The organism is Pleomorphomonas sp. JP5 (assembly GCF_023721815.1).
GTDB lineage: Bacteria > Pseudomonadota > Alphaproteobacteria > Rhizobiales > Pleomorphomonadaceae > Pleomorphomonas.
Genome location: NZ_JAMDLI010000008.1, coordinates 1,073,990 through 1,089,535, shown reverse-complemented (window position 1 = coordinate 1,089,535; position 15,546 = coordinate 1,073,990). Strand labels below are relative to the sequence as shown.

General features: G+C 62.6%; 12 protein-coding genes and 1 riboswitch. Of the genes, 8 read left to right on the top strand and 4 right to left on the bottom strand.

The genetic code is table 11. The features are described 5' to 3' along the window. Nucleotides 1-20 precede the first annotated feature (20 nt). From M4J40_RS16180 to M4J40_RS16165, 4 genes are all read left to right on the top strand, one after another. On the top strand, nucleotides 21-1,061 hold the full coding sequence (locus M4J40_RS16180) for an ABC transporter permease (RefSeq protein ID WP_251755423.1): 1,041 nt from the start codon (nucleotides 21-23) through the stop codon (nucleotides 1,059-1,061). Nucleotides 1,062-1,162: 101 nt separating this feature from the next. Beyond that, a complete protein-coding gene (locus tag M4J40_RS16175; protein ID WP_251755422.1) occupies nucleotides 1,163-2,110 on the top strand; it encodes a D-ribose ABC transporter substrate-binding protein in 948 nt (315 codons plus the stop codon). Nucleotides 2,111-2,680: 570 nt separating this feature from the next. Then, the gene (locus M4J40_RS16170) at nucleotides 2,681-4,375 is read left to right on the top strand and encodes a methyl-accepting chemotaxis protein (RefSeq protein WP_251755421.1); all 1,695 of its coding nucleotides are present in this window, start codon (nucleotides 2,681-2,683) and stop codon (nucleotides 4,373-4,375) included. Between the two features lie 168 nt (nucleotides 4,376-4,543). Further along, nucleotides 4,544-5,539, top strand: a complete 996-nt coding sequence (locus tag M4J40_RS16165) for a sugar-binding transcriptional regulator (protein WP_251755420.1) — start codon at nucleotides 4,544-4,546, stop codon at nucleotides 5,537-5,539. 47 nt (nucleotides 5,540-5,586) lie between these two features. On the opposite strand, the gene M4J40_RS16160 is transcribed toward M4J40_RS16165, so the two are convergent. Next, nucleotides 5,587-6,621 (bottom strand): NAD(P)-dependent alcohol dehydrogenase, encoded by a 1,035-nt coding sequence (locus M4J40_RS16160; RefSeq protein WP_251755419.1) that lies wholly within the window; start codon nucleotides 6,619-6,621, stop codon nucleotides 5,587-5,589. 467 nt (nucleotides 6,622-7,088) lie between these two features. On the opposite strand from M4J40_RS16160, the gene M4J40_RS16155 reads away from it, so the two are divergent. From M4J40_RS16155 to M4J40_RS16145, 3 genes are all read left to right on the top strand, one after another. Next, a complete protein-coding gene (locus M4J40_RS16155; protein WP_251755418.1) occupies nucleotides 7,089-8,093 on the top strand; it encodes a dihydroxyacetone kinase subunit DhaK in 1,005 nt (334 codons plus the stop codon). 2 nt (nucleotides 8,094-8,095) lie between these two features. Then, the gene (gene dhaL, locus M4J40_RS16150) at nucleotides 8,096-8,728 is read left to right on the top strand and encodes a dihydroxyacetone kinase subunit DhaL (RefSeq protein ID WP_251755417.1); all 633 of its coding nucleotides are present in this window, start codon (nucleotides 8,096-8,098) and stop codon (nucleotides 8,726-8,728) included. Nucleotides 8,729-8,935: 207 nt separating this feature from the next. Beyond that, the gene (locus M4J40_RS16145; protein WP_251755416.1) at nucleotides 8,936-9,742 is read left to right on the top strand and encodes a triose-phosphate isomerase; all 807 of its coding nucleotides are present in this window, start codon (nucleotides 8,936-8,938) and stop codon (nucleotides 9,740-9,742) included. A gap of 99 nt (nucleotides 9,743-9,841) precedes the next feature. On the opposite strand, the gene M4J40_RS16140 is transcribed toward M4J40_RS16145, so the two are convergent. The 3 genes from M4J40_RS16140 to M4J40_RS16130 all read right to left on the bottom strand — a co-directional run bounded on the left by M4J40_RS16140 (nucleotide 9,842) and on the right by M4J40_RS16130 (nucleotide 13,803). Next, on the bottom strand, nucleotides 9,842-10,645 hold the full coding sequence (locus M4J40_RS16140) for a DeoR family transcriptional regulator (protein WP_251755415.1): 804 nt from the start codon (nucleotides 10,643-10,645) through the stop codon (nucleotides 9,842-9,844). A 371-nt stretch (nucleotides 10,646-11,016) separates the two neighbouring features. Further along, entirely contained in the window at nucleotides 11,017-12,294 is a 1,278-nt protein-coding gene (locus M4J40_RS16135; RefSeq protein WP_251755414.1) for a PLP-dependent lyase/thiolase, read from the bottom strand. Nucleotides 12,295-12,297: 3 nt separating this feature from the next. Then, the gene (locus M4J40_RS16130) at nucleotides 12,298-13,803 is read right to left on the bottom strand and encodes a pyridoxal-phosphate dependent enzyme (protein ID WP_251755413.1); all 1,506 of its coding nucleotides are present in this window, start codon (nucleotides 13,801-13,803) and stop codon (nucleotides 12,298-12,300) included. A gap of 366 nt (nucleotides 13,804-14,169) precedes the next feature. After that, nucleotides 14,170-14,276: riboswitch (SAM-I-IV-variant riboswitch) on the top strand. Nucleotides 14,277-14,320: 44 nt separating this feature from the next. Between M4J40_RS16130 and M4J40_RS16125 the strand changes: the two genes are divergently transcribed. After that, nucleotides 14,321-15,364, top strand: a complete 1,044-nt coding sequence (locus tag M4J40_RS16125; RefSeq protein WP_251755412.1) for a beta-eliminating lyase-related protein — start codon at nucleotides 14,321-14,323, stop codon at nucleotides 15,362-15,364. Nucleotides 15,365-15,546: the final 182 nt, after the last annotated feature.

Here is a 15,546-nt window from a genome sequence, read left to right as displayed (position 1 = left end):
CAGTGAGCAGGACAACGTTGATGTCTAGCACAGATGTTTCGAAAATGAACCCAACCGCTGCCAAGCCAAAGATCAACATAGCCGGACTTCTCATCGAGGGACGTGCTTTTGGTGCGCTTCTGGTGATCATCATCTTCTTCTCGCTGATGTCACCAAACTACCTGACTGTCAGCAACCTTCTCATCATGTCGTCGCATGTGGCGATCTACGGTATTCTGGCGATCGGCATGCTCCTCGTCATCCTGACCGGCGGCATCGATCTGTCGGTTGGCTCGGTGCTCGGCCTTGCCGGCATCATCGCCGGCTTCCTGATGCAGGGCATCACCATCAACTCTTTCGGCGTCATCCTTTATCCGCCGGTATGGGCTGTGACGGTGATGACGTTGGCCTTCGGCGCATTCCTCGGTTCGATCACCGGCGTCCTCGTGGCCTACCTGCGGGTTCCCTCCTTCGTCGCGACGCTGGGCATTCTCTATGTGGCTCGCGGTATTGCGCTGCTGATTACCAACGGCCTTACTTACAACAATCTCGGAGGCAACGAGACCTACGGCAACACTGGTTTCGACTGGCTGGGCTTCAATCGCCTGTTCGGAATTCCGGTGAGCGTGATCATCCTTGCCCTGCTGGCTGCCATCTTCGGCATCATCCTGGCCCGTAGCGCCTTTGGCCGCTGGATCTACGCCACTGGCGGCAACCAGCGCGCCGCCGAGTTGTCGGGTGTCCCGGTCCCCTTCGTGCACATCTGCGTCTATGCACTCTCCGGAATGCTGGCGTCGGTTGCCGGGCTGGTGCTGTCCTCACAGTTGACGTCGGCCGGTCCGACCGCCGGTTTCACCTATGAAATGATCGCCATCGCCGCGGTCGTGATTGGTGGTGCGTCGCTCAACGGTGGCCGCGGCACGGTGCGGGGAACCATGCTGGGCGCCTTCGTCATCGGCTTCCTGTCCGACGGCCTGGTGATCATCGGCGTCTCCGCCTACTGGCAGACCGTCTTCACCGGCGCGGTCATCGTGCTCGCCGTCTTGCTCAACAGCCTTCAGTACGGTGGCAAGCGCTTCTAGCTGCCGTTCTTCCGCTCTTCTCTGCTCCAGGCCGGAGGAAAATGCCTGGGCGGAAAGCTTCGTCGCCTGTCCGGCGCGAAAAACAACCTAGGGAGAGAAACATGCCTAACGCCTTCCGCCGCGTGCTCCTGGCCGCTGCTGCCGTGACTCCGATGATGGCCGGCTACGCCTATGCCGACGGCCTCATCTCCATCATCGTCACCGACCCTGCCAATCCTTATTGGTTCACCGAAGGCGAGGTTGCCAAGGCGACGGCCGAAAAGCTCGGCTACACCGCCAACGTCGCCGCCCACAAGGGAGACACCAACACCGAAAGCACGCTGATCGATACCGCGATCACCAACAAGTCGGTGGCCATCATCCTCGATCCGGCCAATGCCGATGGTTCGGTGGGCGCGGTCAAGAAGGCGGTTGCCGCCAACATCCCCGTGTTCCTGGTGAACGCCGAGATCAACCAGGAAGGTCTCGCCAAGGCGCAGTTGGTTTCCAACAACGCTCAGGGTGCTGCCGTCGGCGCCCAGCAGTGGGTTCAGATGGTCGGCGAGTCGGGCAACTACGTCGAACTGTTCGGCAACCCGTCAGACAACAACGCCGCCACGCGCTCGAATGGCTACGAGACCGTGCTGACCCAGTATCCCGACCTTATCAAGGTCGGCCGTGAAGTGGCCAACTGGGACCGCGCGCAGGGCTACAAGAAGATGCAGTCCCTGCTGCAGGCTCATCCCGACATCATCGGCGTGATCTCCGGCAACGACGAGATGGCGCTCGGTGCTGTGGCCGCTCTCAAGGAAGCCGGCAAGCTCGACAAGGTTAAGGTGGGCGGCTTCGACGGATCGCCCGACGCGGTTGCCGCGATCAAGGCCGGTGAACTGCAGTATACCGTCCTTCAGCCGGTGGCGACCTTCTCCCAGAAGGCGGTCGAGCAGGCGGACAACTTCATCAAGACCGGCAAGACGGGCGTCGACACAGAGAAGCAGCTCTATGACTGCTTCCTGATCACCAAGGACAACGTCGACAAGATGACCTCGCCCTTCGTGCTGTCCGAATAACTCGGCGATGCTACCCTCCGGTCGAGTGCGGACAAGTGATCGTCACTCGACCGGAGGTCCCGAGCGCCACAAACCCGGCTTTCCGGCCACTTGGCCCGTCGGCCTTTGCTCCCCCGAAGGGACGGCGGCCAAGACGTAAGCAGTCAGATTGTTGCCGGTCGCGCCTCCGAGGTGTGGGGCGCGTTCTACGGCTCGAAAGCAGGGTTTTGCCCGCATCGTGAAGGCGATGCGGGCCTTTTTCTGTTCCGATTGACGCGACACCCCACTCTCGCGTGGTCTCGGTTGCCGAGAGGAAGCGATTGTGTGTGCCGTCGCGTTAGAACTATATCAATAATTGTGGTCATATTGTTTTGTTGAAAGTGACATTCGAGTGGCGCTCTGTCCTGAGAAGGCCTCGGGTGTCCGATGTTGCGTGATGTCACCTCCCGGGACACACCAGGGGATAGAGCCAAACCAAAGGGCCGGCCTGGTGGGGCGCATGCGGAGCGATAGCTCGATGCTCCAGGCGGTGGGTGGCGGAGGAGGAGGGGCGGTCTTGGTAAGCGAAGCCGGCTCCGGAAGGGGAAAGTCATGAGAATCGTCAATGCCTCGCTGATGCTCAAGACCAATTTTCTGGTTGGAGCGCTCGGTGTGATGGCGCTGCTCGGCAGCGGTTACTCGTCGGTCAACATGCTGATGGTCGACCAGCGCTATTCGGATCTGCTCAACGGGTCAGTGGCAGCCGCCGACTACGTCGGACGCGCCAATCGAGCGATCTCCGATATCGTAACATCCATGTATCAGAATGCGGCGGCATCCACGCCGGAGCAGATCCAGCAAGCTGCGATGTTGCGTACAACCAGCCGCTCCAACTTCAACAAGTATATCGACGCGGCTGCCAAAGCCCTGCCAGCCAAGGCAACGGAACTGAAGGCCATCCGGTCGAACCTCGACAAGGTTTTCCTGGAGACCTGTGGCAGCGTCATGGAGAGGCTGATGTCGCCCGATCGCAAGCAGACCGATGCGGCGGTCGACGACATGCTGAAGTCTTGCACACCGGCCATCGAGAAGTCCCAGGCCACGGCCGTCCGCTTCAACGATGTTCTGCTCAAGGACGTGCGGGCCGAGTCCAAGGCTAGCAATGCCTACTCCTGGCTTTCGATCGGGTTTTCCGCCGGAGGGACGCTTCTTGCCGTCATCATCGTCATGGCGGTCGGGATCGGCTTCATGAGCCGGACGGTATCGAAGCCGCTGCGCCGATTGCTTGGGATGATGGCCGAAATCGAGGGGGGAAACTACGATGTTTCCATCCCGATCGATCATCGCAAGGATGAGGTTGGGGCGCTGGCCGAGAGCCTCGAGGCTCTGCGCCGGGCTCTGGCTGCCGGCGTTGCCGAGCGCGCCGCCCAACAGGACGTCGACGCCCGTCACCAGGCGATCATTGCAGAGCGCGCCAGGCTCGCCGAGCGCTTCGTCGAGCGGACGCAGGAAATGGTATCCGGCTTCGGCGCCTCGTCGGTGACGCTCGCGGATTCGGCCAACAATCTGACGGAGACGGCCGGCGACACGGCGCGGCAGGGACGGGAAGGCTCTTCGTCCGCCGATCACGCTTCGCAGAACGTGCATGCGGTGGCCGCCAGTGCCGAGGAACTCGCCGCTTCCATCCAGGAGATCGCGTCCCTGGTCGAGCGCTCGTCGGTAACGGCGAGTCGGGCGGCGGAAGAGGCGCGCGGCAGCGCCTCCAGCGTCAGGGTATTGTCGACGGCGGTGCACGAGATCGGCGAGGTGGTCAGCATGATCAGCGACATCGCCTCGCAGACCAACCTGCTGGCGCTCAACGCCGCCATCGAAGCGGCGAGGGCCGGGGAGGCCGGTCGTGGCTTTGCGATTGTCGCTGCCGAGGTCAAGGAGCTGGCCAACCAGACGACCGGCGCAACCGAGAAGATCGGCGGCAAGATCGGCGAGATCAAGGCGGCGACCGATACGGCGGAGCGGGCAATGGCTGGCATCGTTGAGACGTTGGCCACCATCGAACTGTCGTCCCAGTCGATTGCCTCCGCCGTCGAAGAACAGGGCTCGGCCACTGCCGAGATCGCCCGCAGTACCCAACTCGCCGCCGAGGCCGCCTCTCAGGTGACGACGATCATGGAGAGGGTCGGCGTGTCGTCACAGCTTACCGACACGGCGGCGCGGCACGTGCTTACGGTTTCCGAAGAGCTGAAGCGGCAATCTGCTCAACTCGGCGAGGAAGTATGCAACTTCGTCGAGGAGATGCGGGTGGCGTGAGGACGTCTCTCTACGCCGGTCGGCGGGGCTGATCGCGCCCCGCCCATATGCTAATCCACTGTTCAAGCGAGCCGATCGACCGATGGTCGATCGGCTGTTCGGTAGTCCTTGCGGCAGAGGAGGCCCACGCTCCGTCGCAAGCGCGGCGGAGCGGGCGAGCGGGAGATCATGAACGACACCGATCTGACCATCCTGACCGAAATCGCCGCAGCCTACTATCTGGAAGAGGAGACCCAGGAGTCCCTTTCTCGCAAATATCACATGTCGCGTGCCAAGATTGGCCGCCTGCTCCGCCAGGCGCGCGAGGAAGGCATCGTCGAGATCGCCGTTCGGACACACCCGTCGCTCAGCCTGAGACTTGAGCAGGAGTTCGTGAAGCGTTTCGGGGTCGATCGGGTCCTGATCGCCGCCGATAACCGCGATCCGGACGCCCAGAGATCGGCGCTGGCCAATCTGGTGGCCAACTATCTCGACAAGACGCTGCTCGACGGCATGATCGTGGCCGTTGGCATGGGGCGCAATGTCGGCGCGGTGGCCGACAACATTTTTGCCCCCACTCAGAAGGCCGTCACCTTCGTTTCGGCGATCGGAGGCTCTCTCAGGGCTGGGGAGTTCATGAACCCCGACCACATCTGCCGGCGCCTTGCTTCTCGCTTCGGTGGCGAAAGTGAAACGCTTTATGCACCGGCTTTGGTTGCCAATCCTGACATCCGCGCGGCGCTGCTGAAGAACGACACCATCAAGCAGACGCTCGACCGCGCACGCCGCGCCGACATCGCGCTGATCGGCGTTGGCGATCTCAGCGAAGACAGCAACATGGTTCGCATGGGCTGGTTCTCGCCACAGGAGATCGTCGAGGCCCGCTTGTCGGGAACCATCGGCGACCTGATGGGCTACGACTTCATCGATATCGAGGGCAATCAATCGCGTACGCCGATGCAGGGACGCATCATTGGCCTGACGGTCGGGGAACTCGGGCGAATTCCAAATGTCGTCGCCATCGCCAGCGAGAACACCAAGGCGGCGGGAATTCTCGGCGCGCTCAGGACCGGTGTCGTCAATACGTTGGCCACAAGCTCGGCCAACGCGCACACCGTCCTTGCCCTTGACGATGCAACCAGCAAGCGCCGGCAACGGGCACAGAGGTTGGCCACGGGGCAATAGCTGCGATAAGGGGCCGCCGGGTCCGAAGGGATCCGGCGGCGTTGCGGTCAACCGAAGACGATCTGCGTCTTGATGACGTTGGCGGGGGCCTTGGCCGCGAACTCGAAGGCCTCGACCGACTGCTCGAAGGAGTAGCACTTCGAGATCAGAGGCTTGACGTCGATCTTGCCCGAGGCGAGCAGGTTGATCGCACGGTCGTAAATGTTGGCGTAGCGGAACACGTGCTCGACGCGCAGTTCCTTGGCCTGTCCGGCCACGACGTCGTAGGCCACGGGCTTCGCCGGCATGCCTACCAGCACCGCGCAACCGCCCGGGCATGCGTAGTCGAACAGCGTGTCATAGGCCTTCATGCTGCCGCTCGCCTCGAAGACGGCATCCACGCCCCAGCCGCCGGTGGCGTTGCGAACCCGGGCGACGGCGTCCTCCTTGGAGAGGTTGATCGGCGTCAATGCCGGATACTTGGCGGCAACGTCGAGCTTCTCCTGCTGGATATCGATGACGAAAACGTCGGAGCAGCCGGCGGCCACGGCTGACAATGCTGTCATGATGCCGATTGTGCCGGAGCCGATCACCGCAGCCGTCGCACCCGGCTGGATGCGCGCCTTGGTGGCAGCCTGCATGCCAACGGCCAACGGCTCGACCATGGCGCCCTCGGCCAGGCTCACATTGTCGGGCAACTTGAAGGTAAGGTTCGCCGGATGGATGACCTCCGGTGCCAGACAGCCGTGAACCGGCGGCGTTGCCCAGAAGCGCACGGCCGGATCGAGATTGTAGAGCCCCATGCGCGAGGCCCTGGAGGTCCAGTCGGGAATGCCCGGCTCCATGCAGACCTTGTCGCCGACCTTGAACGAGGTGACGTTGGCTCCCACCGCCACAACGACGCCCGCGCCCTCATGGCCGAGAACCATCGGCTCCTTGACGACGAACGGTCCGATGTTGCCGTGCTCGTAGAAGTGTACGTCGCTGCCACAGATGCCGACGTTCTTCATGGCGATCTTGACGTCGTCCGGTCCGGGCGTGGTCGGCAGATCGATGTCCCGCAGCCGGATCTTGCCGATCTCCTCGAGAACAAGCGCTTTCATGTTTCCTCTCCTCCACCTCTGCTCACGTGGCTCTACATGTCGTGCGAACTGATCCTTGCCCGCGAAGTCGCTAACCCTTCCGGGCGTGTTAAGTAACATCACGATCTGTGGTCGTTTGATAACACTCAATCTCTCTGTGAGCAAGTCCGCGACTGAGACGATCGATGCCGGTATGTTCGCCCACGAAAGCCCGATAGAAAGATGAGCACTCTTCTGAAAAACAATTTATAAACATACAGTTATAAGATATTCTCTGGCGGATTTTCCTGTCGGTGGGCCGTGTTTTCGATCTCCGGATGATGGTGAATTTGATGATATCAAGCTCTGAAATAAACATAAAACAGGTAGTAAAATAACAGAATCGTGAAATTGTGATTGACATGTGCCCATCCCGGTGGCCCTATTGCCTCAACCCGGCCGGCGCTCTGTGGGTGAACTCGGTCGCATAACGAAATGGGAGGCTCGGCATGGCTAAGCCGAAGAAACTGCTCAATAATCCAGTGAACGTCGTCACCGAGCTCATCGACGGTCTGGTGGCTGCGTCAGGTGGCGATCTGCGTCGTCTTGATGATCGCAACGCCGTTGTGCGCACGAAACTCGCCGACGATAAGGTGGCGCTGCTGATCGGCGGCGGCAGCGGGCACGAACCGATGTTTCCGGGCTTCGTCGGACCCAATCTCGCGGACGGCGCGCCCTGTGGCGAAGTGTTTGCCGCGCCGACGCCCGATCTCGTGCTCGACACGTTGTCCGCCGTGGATCGTGGTCGAGGCGTGCTGATGGTCTACGGCAACTATGCCGGCGACAACATGAACTTCGACATCGCCGCCGAACTTGCCGAGGAAGCGGGCATCGTCACCCGTACCGTTCGCGTGTGGGACGATGTTGCCGCCGCGCCTCTCGATCGCATCACCGACCGGCGTGGCATCGCCGGCGACTTCTTCGTGATCAAGGTGGCCGGTGGTGCGGCAGCCGAGCTGAAAGACCTTGATGATGTGTATCGCGTCGCGGTGAAAGCGCGCGACAATACGCGCTCGATGGGTGTTGCCCTTGCGGCAGGCTCCATTCCCGAGACAGGGGAACGGACCTTCGAGCTGCCCGAGGACGAGATCGAGATCGGCATGGGCGCGCACGGCGAACCGGGTATTGCTCGCCGCAAGATCACAGACGCGGATGCCATCGCCGAGGAAATGACGGACCGCATTCTTGCCGACCTGCCGTTCTCGTCGGGCGATGAGGTCGCTCTTCTCGTGAACAACCTTGGCGCGACGACCTGCATGGAAATGCTGATCGTCGCCCGCAAGGTGCATCAGGTCCTCGCCAAGCGTGGAATCGCCGTTCACAGGACGGACGTCGGCTCATTCCTGACCTGCCAGGAGATGGCCGGCCTGTCGATCACCCTGATGAAGCTCGACGACGAGCTGAAGCGCTATCTGGATATGCCGGCTCGTTCCTTCGCCTACTCGAGGTCTTGACCATGCACGATACCCTTACACCAGTCCAGGCGCGGGACATGCTCTCGGCCGTGGCCCGGCACCTTGTCGCCAATGTGGATATGTTGACCCAGGTCGATCAGGCGATCGGCGACGGCGATCACGGCATTGGCATGCGGCGCGGTTTCTCCGCCGTCGAGGAAGCCATGGCGTCAACCGAGCCCGTTTCGGTCTCTGCCGTGTTCAAGGCGGCCGGCACGGCGATCATGGCCAAGACCGGCGGCGCCGCCGGTGCCATTTTCGGGACCATGTTTCGGTCTGGCAGCGCCGCCTTCGACGGACAAGCGGTTCTCAATGCAGAAGGCTTTGCCGGGTTCCTTGCGTTGGGACTTGAAGGTGTCGAGAAGCGAGGCGCTGCCAAGCCTGGCCAGAAAACCATGATCGACGCCTTGGCCCCGGCTGCCACCGCTGCGAAGACCGCGATCGCGCGCGGCTTGGTCGAGGTGGTGAAAGAGGCAACGGATGCCGCCAAGGGTGGTGTCGAGGCGACCAAGGACATGATCGCGACCACCGGCAAGGCGAGGACGCTCGGGGAGCGGTCGCTGGGGCATCCGGATCCCGGGGCTGTTTCGATGTCGCTGATCCTAGAGGCAATGCGCGACTATATTGCCGCGTGAGCTGTCCTGGCGGTACTGGTGATCGATGAGAGATCGGCGGTGACCTCCAGTGCAACTCCCGCGAAAGCGGAATCCGGTTTTGCGTTCCGAGTTGCGTACAGGCAAAGAGATGGAGCATGTCTGCGAACCAGAGTTCGCCGGACGTGCTCTAGCGAAGAGCGGTTCGCGAGGGCAAATGACCTTCGCCGCCGTGAGGCGGAGGCTGAGGTGAGTACATTCTGGATCGGTACCGGTTGGAAGATGAACAAGACGGTTGCCGAAACTCGGCGCTACATAGCCGACTTGAGGACGCGTCTGCCGGCCGATATCGGTGACGACTACGCATTGTTCGTCATTCCTCCGTTCACCGCTCTGGCTGCCGCGCGGGAGGCGATCGGTACGACGCCTCTTCTGCTTGGAGCGCAGAACATGCACTGGGCCGATGCCGGCGCCTATACTGGCGAGATATCGGCGTCGATGCTCGACGAGTTCGATATCGATCTGGTCGAACTCGGCCATTCGGAGCGGCGGGAGTATTTCGGCGAGACCGACGAAACGATCAACATGAAGGTGAAGACTGCCTTGCGGCACGGTCTGAAGCCTCTGCTTTGCGTCGGCGACAGTGCCGGGGAACGAGCGGCCGGCGCTTCGGCGGAAGCGGTCACACGCCAGGTGAAGCTGGCCTTTTCTGGCCTTTGCGGAAGTGAGGTCGGCCGTTGCCTCGTGGCCTATGAGCCAATATGGGCGATCGGCGAGGCTGGCGTGCCGGCAACCGCCGAGGAGGCGCGCGAGGTCCACGTGGCTCTTCATGCCACCTTGAGTGAACTGGGGGCTCCACTGGTGCCGGTGCTCTACGGCGGCAGCGTTAATCCCGACAACGCGGCCGTGCTTGCTGCCGAACCGACGATCGATGGCTTGTTCATTGGTCGTGCGGCTTGGACGCCTGCCGGTTTTGCCTCGCTGATCTCCAAGGCCATTGCGGTCCGAGAACGTATGGGGCGGATCGCCTCCAGTTCCGCCGTCGCGGTCGGATAGAAACGCGCGCCTGACCCCCCCCGGATTTGCCCCGAATGGCCGATGCCGTTCGTCCCGAGGGGCTTGGCCTGTCGCCAACTTTCCCCCTCGGCAACGTCATTAAGTCTCGACGATGGTGAGCTTGACCCCTTCCTTGAGCAGGCTGTCTGCGTCCGCCTGCGAGAGGGCGCCATCGGTGATCACCTGATCGAACTCGGTCAGCGTTGCCAGCTTGATCAGTGAGGTCTTGCCGAACTTGCTGCTGTCGATCAGCAGGATCTTGCGGTCGGCGGCCTCCATCAGGGCGCGCTTCGACTTCACCACTTCTTCTTGCTGGTGGAAGGCGGTCAGGCCGAACACGGTCGATGTCGACATGAACAGGGTGTTGGCGCGCAGGGATCCGACCGCCTGCTCGCAAAGATAGCCGAAAAACGCGTTGAACCTGGCGTTATAGTGCCCGCCAAGGCAGATGGTCTCGATGCCGGGGACATCCTTCAGCGTGTCGATGATCGTCAGGCTACCGGTAATCACCGTCAGCGGCGTGCAGTCGACGAGATGGGCCGCGAGGTGGCCGACTGTGGTTGAGTCGTCGAGGATGATCGCCTGACCCGGCTCGACAAGCTCCGCAGCGGCCTGGGCGAGAGCGTCTTTCTCGGCGTCTGCGAGGCGGGCACGATAGAGGATGGTGCTATCGGCCAGGCTGGAGGACCGCACCGTCACACCGCCGTGGACACGCCGCACGATCCCTTGCTCCTCCAGAAGGCGCAGGTCCCGATGGACGGTCATGCGGCTGACGCCGAAATGGTCGGCAAGCTCTTCGACCTGGGCGGAGCCGGCTGGGAGCAGATAGTCGAGAAGGGCCTTGCGCCGTCCGGTCGGGCCGGACGACGCTTTCACTTGCTCAAGGTCGTCATTGTGATGCACGGGACGGATCCGTCGCTGGAGAAATCAACCGGCCGACGCCGTCGTGGTACCGAATGAGAAGCTCGCAATGTCATGCGCGCAGCCGGAGCGCACCTTGTGGTCAACGGATATCGGGATGGGCGCGCAGATTGTTCCGTTTCCCAGGCCGAAGGCTGGCATGACTGCTCTCCTGATTGAGACAGTCACTAAAGCAAAGTCACAAAAATATCAACCTAATATATCAAACAAACATGATAATCAGGTTTCCGTGTTATAGTTCTGTCTCGCGCGGCGACCTTAGCCTGTCGAGCGGTAGGGCTTTGGGGATCATTTTCCGAAGCGTCCGCATATCGTCGATCGTCTGAAAGCCGGCATCGCGACCGATGCCGCGGCTATCTCTCTTTGCCCGAGAAGATCACGGCGATCTTCTTGCCGGCATCGGGTGTCGCGATCACGCCGGCGAGGCCGGCGGTGCCGGTTGCGGAGGCGACGATATCGGTGTGTGTGCGGCCGACCCTATGCGCCGCGGCGACCTGCGCTTCATCCACCACGACCGTCGAACCGCCGCTCGCCCGCATGCCTTCGGCGATCGCCCACCAGTCGTAGGTTTCATCGTCGAGGATGCCATGCGCGAGGCTCGATGGCGTCGTTTCCCAGGGCCACATGAACTTCGAACGCGTCTTCGCCGCTACCGCGAGGTCGATGCCGTCGAGGCGTTCCCAGGCACGGGCCAGAGGCGCACAGCCCGCGGTTTGAACGGTGATCAGCTTGGGGAGTCTGGGCAGCAATCCGTTCGCACGGGCTAGCGCCAGCCCTTGCGCCAGCGCACTGGCCAGTGCGCCGCCGCCAACCTGAACGAAAAGCGCGTCCGGTACCGTGCCGATGCGATGGAATTCTTCCGCCATCTCGAAAGCGAGCGTGCGGCCACCCTCGATCGCCAGTCCGTTGTCGGTGCCTTGCACGCCAAAGGGAATGGCGCCGGCGGCCACTGCCTCGCGGAAGCGCAGATAGCAGGGATCGCCGGTTTCGCCCGGCCGACGATCGCAGATGGTGATCTGTGCGCCGAGCTCCCCGAGCCTTGCCTTTACCGACATGTCGGCATCGGGCGGTATGAACACGTCGAGCGGCCAGTTCGCGGCTCGCGCCACAACGGCCGCCGCGAGCGCGGCGTTGCCGCAGGAAGCGATCGCGAGACGCCGAGACCTGATGTTGTCACCTGCCTGCAGCCGTGCCGTCTCCAGGACGCGCAGATAGAGCATCACACCCATCAGGTGGCGTGCCTTATGGGAGCCCGACACGTTGCCGGTCTCGTCCTTGACGAAGAGAGCCCCCGAGAGACCGATGGCCTCGGCGAGAGCAGGCCGCTCGGCCATCGGCGTGACGCGGAAGCCGTGTCCGTCGACGGTTGTCAGTGCGGTATCGAGCTGGCCGACGAGATCGGCCCAGGCTGCGTCGGGTAGCCCTGCCTCCCGCGCCAGCCGATAGGGAGACAGCCATGCGCGGTAGCGCAGAAACGGGTCGGTTTCGCTGCCGATGGAAGGCGAGGGCGCCTCACTGTCGACCACGAGCACATGGTCGACATCATCGCCGTCGGCGTTCGGGCAGCGGAACGCCAGAGCAAGGCCTGCGTCGACCTTGGCGCCGCAGCCGTGGCAGCGAAACCCGACCATGCTCTAGAGGCCCAGCTTCTTGGCGATGCCGCTCTTGGCATTGACGTCGGCGATCATCTCGTCCCAGGCGGGCACGAGGTCGAGCAGGTCGTCCCAATAGGACTGCTTGGCGCGGACCTTGAACTCCTCGATGGAGACGCCCTGCTGCTCGACCCAGGTGAAGTAGCCGAGATTGAACACGCGCTTGCGGTCGACATGGGTCATTTCCAGGAGATCGCTGGTCGACGCCGCCGCCAGCGAACGTCCCCAGGTTTCGCCCGCCGCCACCGTGTCGAAGCGGTTGCCGAAATCGCGCTTGACCACCTTGTCGATTTCGCTGCCGTACATGGCGGCGCCATCGGTGGCCAGCGTGACGATGACGTCATCCGGTCCCATGTCGTAATACTTGGCGGCCTTGATCGCTGCCAGCATGTTGCAGAGCGACGACAGGCCGAGGTTGCCAAGGTCGGCGACCAGCTTCGGGTCGACGCCGCGCCGCTCGATCAGGTAGTTGCGGCCGACTTCGGTGTTGAACAGAACGATCAGACGATCGGTGTCGCTGTCGCTGACGCCGGCCACCATGTCGGTGTTCATGACATTGTGGATGTAGGGCACGTGCTTGTCGCCGATGCCCTGGATGTTGTGCTCGCCGAAGCCGTTCTCCAGCAGCGTCGGGCATTCGGTGGCTTCCGCCACGATGATCTTGGTGCCGTGACGCTCCTTGAGATGGTCGCCGGCCGCCAGCGTGCCGCTCGATCCGGATGCCGACACGAAGGCGGCAAGCTTCGAGCCCGGGCGATCCCCGGTGATCGCCTCGTATATCGTCTCAAGCGCCGCGCCGGTGCAGGTGCGGTGGACGAGATAGTTTCCGAACTCGCAGAACTGGTTGAAGATGATGTTGTCGGCGTCGCTGTCGAGGCGAGCGCACTCGTCGTAGATTTCCTTGACGTTGCTCTCGGAGCCGGGCGTCTTGATGACGTCGGAGCTATCCACCACCCACTTGTCGAGCCAGTCGAAACGCTCGCGACTCATGTTTTCCGGCAGCACGGCCACGCCGTGGCAGCCGAGGATGCGCGAGATGGCGACACCGCCACGGCAGTAGTTGCCGGTGGACGGCCAGACCGCCTTGTGATGGCCGGGATCGAACTGCCCGGTGACGAGGCGCGGCACGAGGCAGCCGTACGCGGCCAGCACTTTGTGGGCGCGGATCATCGGGAAGCGGTTGCCCAGCGCCAGCACGATGCGGGCCTTGACGCCGGTGAGTTCGCTTGGAAGCTCGACGTAGTCGGGAATGTCGGTCAGCCCATTGCGGGCGGCATCGTTGAACCAGTGAACGCGGAAGAGATTGAGAGGGTCGGCAACGTCCGGATCGACACTGGCGAGGCGCTTCCGAACGACGTCGGGAATCGTCGTGGGGTCGGCAAGCTGCGCCAGCGTGGGCAACAGAACGCCCGCCTGTCCGAGACGGGCGATGGTCCGGTCCAGAACCTGTGTATCGACGACATTTCGCTCCAAACCCAACCGCGCCATGTTCTGTATCCCCTTGTTCGTTCTTGGTAGTTGCCCGAGCGCTCGCACAAGTGCTGGGCCAGATGTTCCGTCCGCCTGGTGATGCCACGCTCGCGACAAACCATGTCTGTCACGGTCCACAATGACGCAGTTCCGCGAACGGCGACATGACATGCCGCAAGCTCTGCCGCGCCAGAAGGGCGCCGAAGACTGGAAACCTGCCGTCGCGAAGCAAAATGGAATAGGCTGGAACCGTTGTTTGCGCAACGGCGTACGCTGTCTCCCGTACGAGTGCCGTCGTCGAGAGGATGGGGAGGGCGACGCTGTCTGGGCCTGAAAAGCGCCCCGCGGTCGGTTGCCGAGTCGCAAGCTTGGTGTTATTTGCCATTCATGCATCAAGAGTCGGGGAGGCGCCCGACACCAACCTGCTCCCGAGCAAGGTGGTGCTCCTCGCGAGAGGGGGATGTGGCCGACCGGCAAACAACGGGACACCAGCCACGCGCGTCACTCCGCTTCATCGGCAAGAGAGGACGTTGACGTGACCAGTTCAGCCCAGCAATTCGCAAGCGACAACTACGCCGGCATATGCCCCGAGGCCTGGGCCGAGATGGAGCGCGCCAATGGTGGGTCGGCCATCGCCTATGGCGAAGACGAGTGGACCCAGCGCGCCGCGGACGCCTTTAGACGCCTGTTCGAGAAGGACTGCGAGGTCTTCTTCGTGTTCAATGGCACGGCCGCCAACTCGTTGGCTCTCTCAGCCCTCTGCCAATCGTATCACAGCGTCATCTGTGCCGCGTCGGCGCATGTGGAAACCGATGAATGCGGCGCTCCCGAGTTCTTCTCCAACGGATCGAAGCTGCTTGTTGCACCCTCGGCGGAGAACAAGCTGACGCCGGACATCATCAGGACAATGGCCACCAGCCGGTCTGACATCCACTTCCCAAAGCCCAGGGTGGTGACGATCACCCAGCCAACCGAAACCGGCCTCGTCTACGGCATCGAAGAGGTGCGAGCCATTGCGGCGACTTGCCGGGAGCTGGGGCTCAAGCTGCACATGGACGGTGCTCGCTTCGCCCACGCCTGCGCGGCGCTTGGCTGCTCGCCAGCCGACCTCTCCTGGAAGGCGGGCGTTGACGTGCTCTGCTTCGGCGGCACCAAGAACGGCATGGCGGTCGGCGAAGCCGTCATTTTCTTCGACAAGGCTCTGGCAGAGGACTTCGATTATCGCTGCAAGCAGGCCGGGCAGCTCGCGTCGAAAATGCGGTTTCTGTCGGCCCCTTGGGTCGGCATGCTGGAAAGCGGTGCATGGCTCCGAAACGCCCGGCATGGCAACGCCTGCGCGGCGCGGCTGGCCGCCGCGATTGCCGGAGCTCCCGGCATCGATTTTCTCTTTCCCGTCGAGGCGAACTCGGTGTTCCTGAGCGCCCCGGAGGCCGTGCTGAACGAGCTGCGCAAGCGAGGCTGGCGTTTCTACACCTTCATCGGTGGCGGCGCCCGCTTCATGTTCGCCTGGGACGCGGACCCTGCGCGGGTTGATGCGCTGGCCGCCGACATTTGCTCCGCTGCGGGAGCGTTCTCCTGATCGACAGACGCACACTCTCAGTATCTTCGGTGCATATCGGCTGACGTCGTCCCACGCATCTCGGCGAACAGCTTGGCGCGGCCTGAACGGTCGACGCCCAGTTGGGTGCTTCTGCCTTTATCGGGCTGTTTGGCATCGTAGAGAGTAATGAGTTTGCTGACTGGACAAGTTTAGACCGGTGG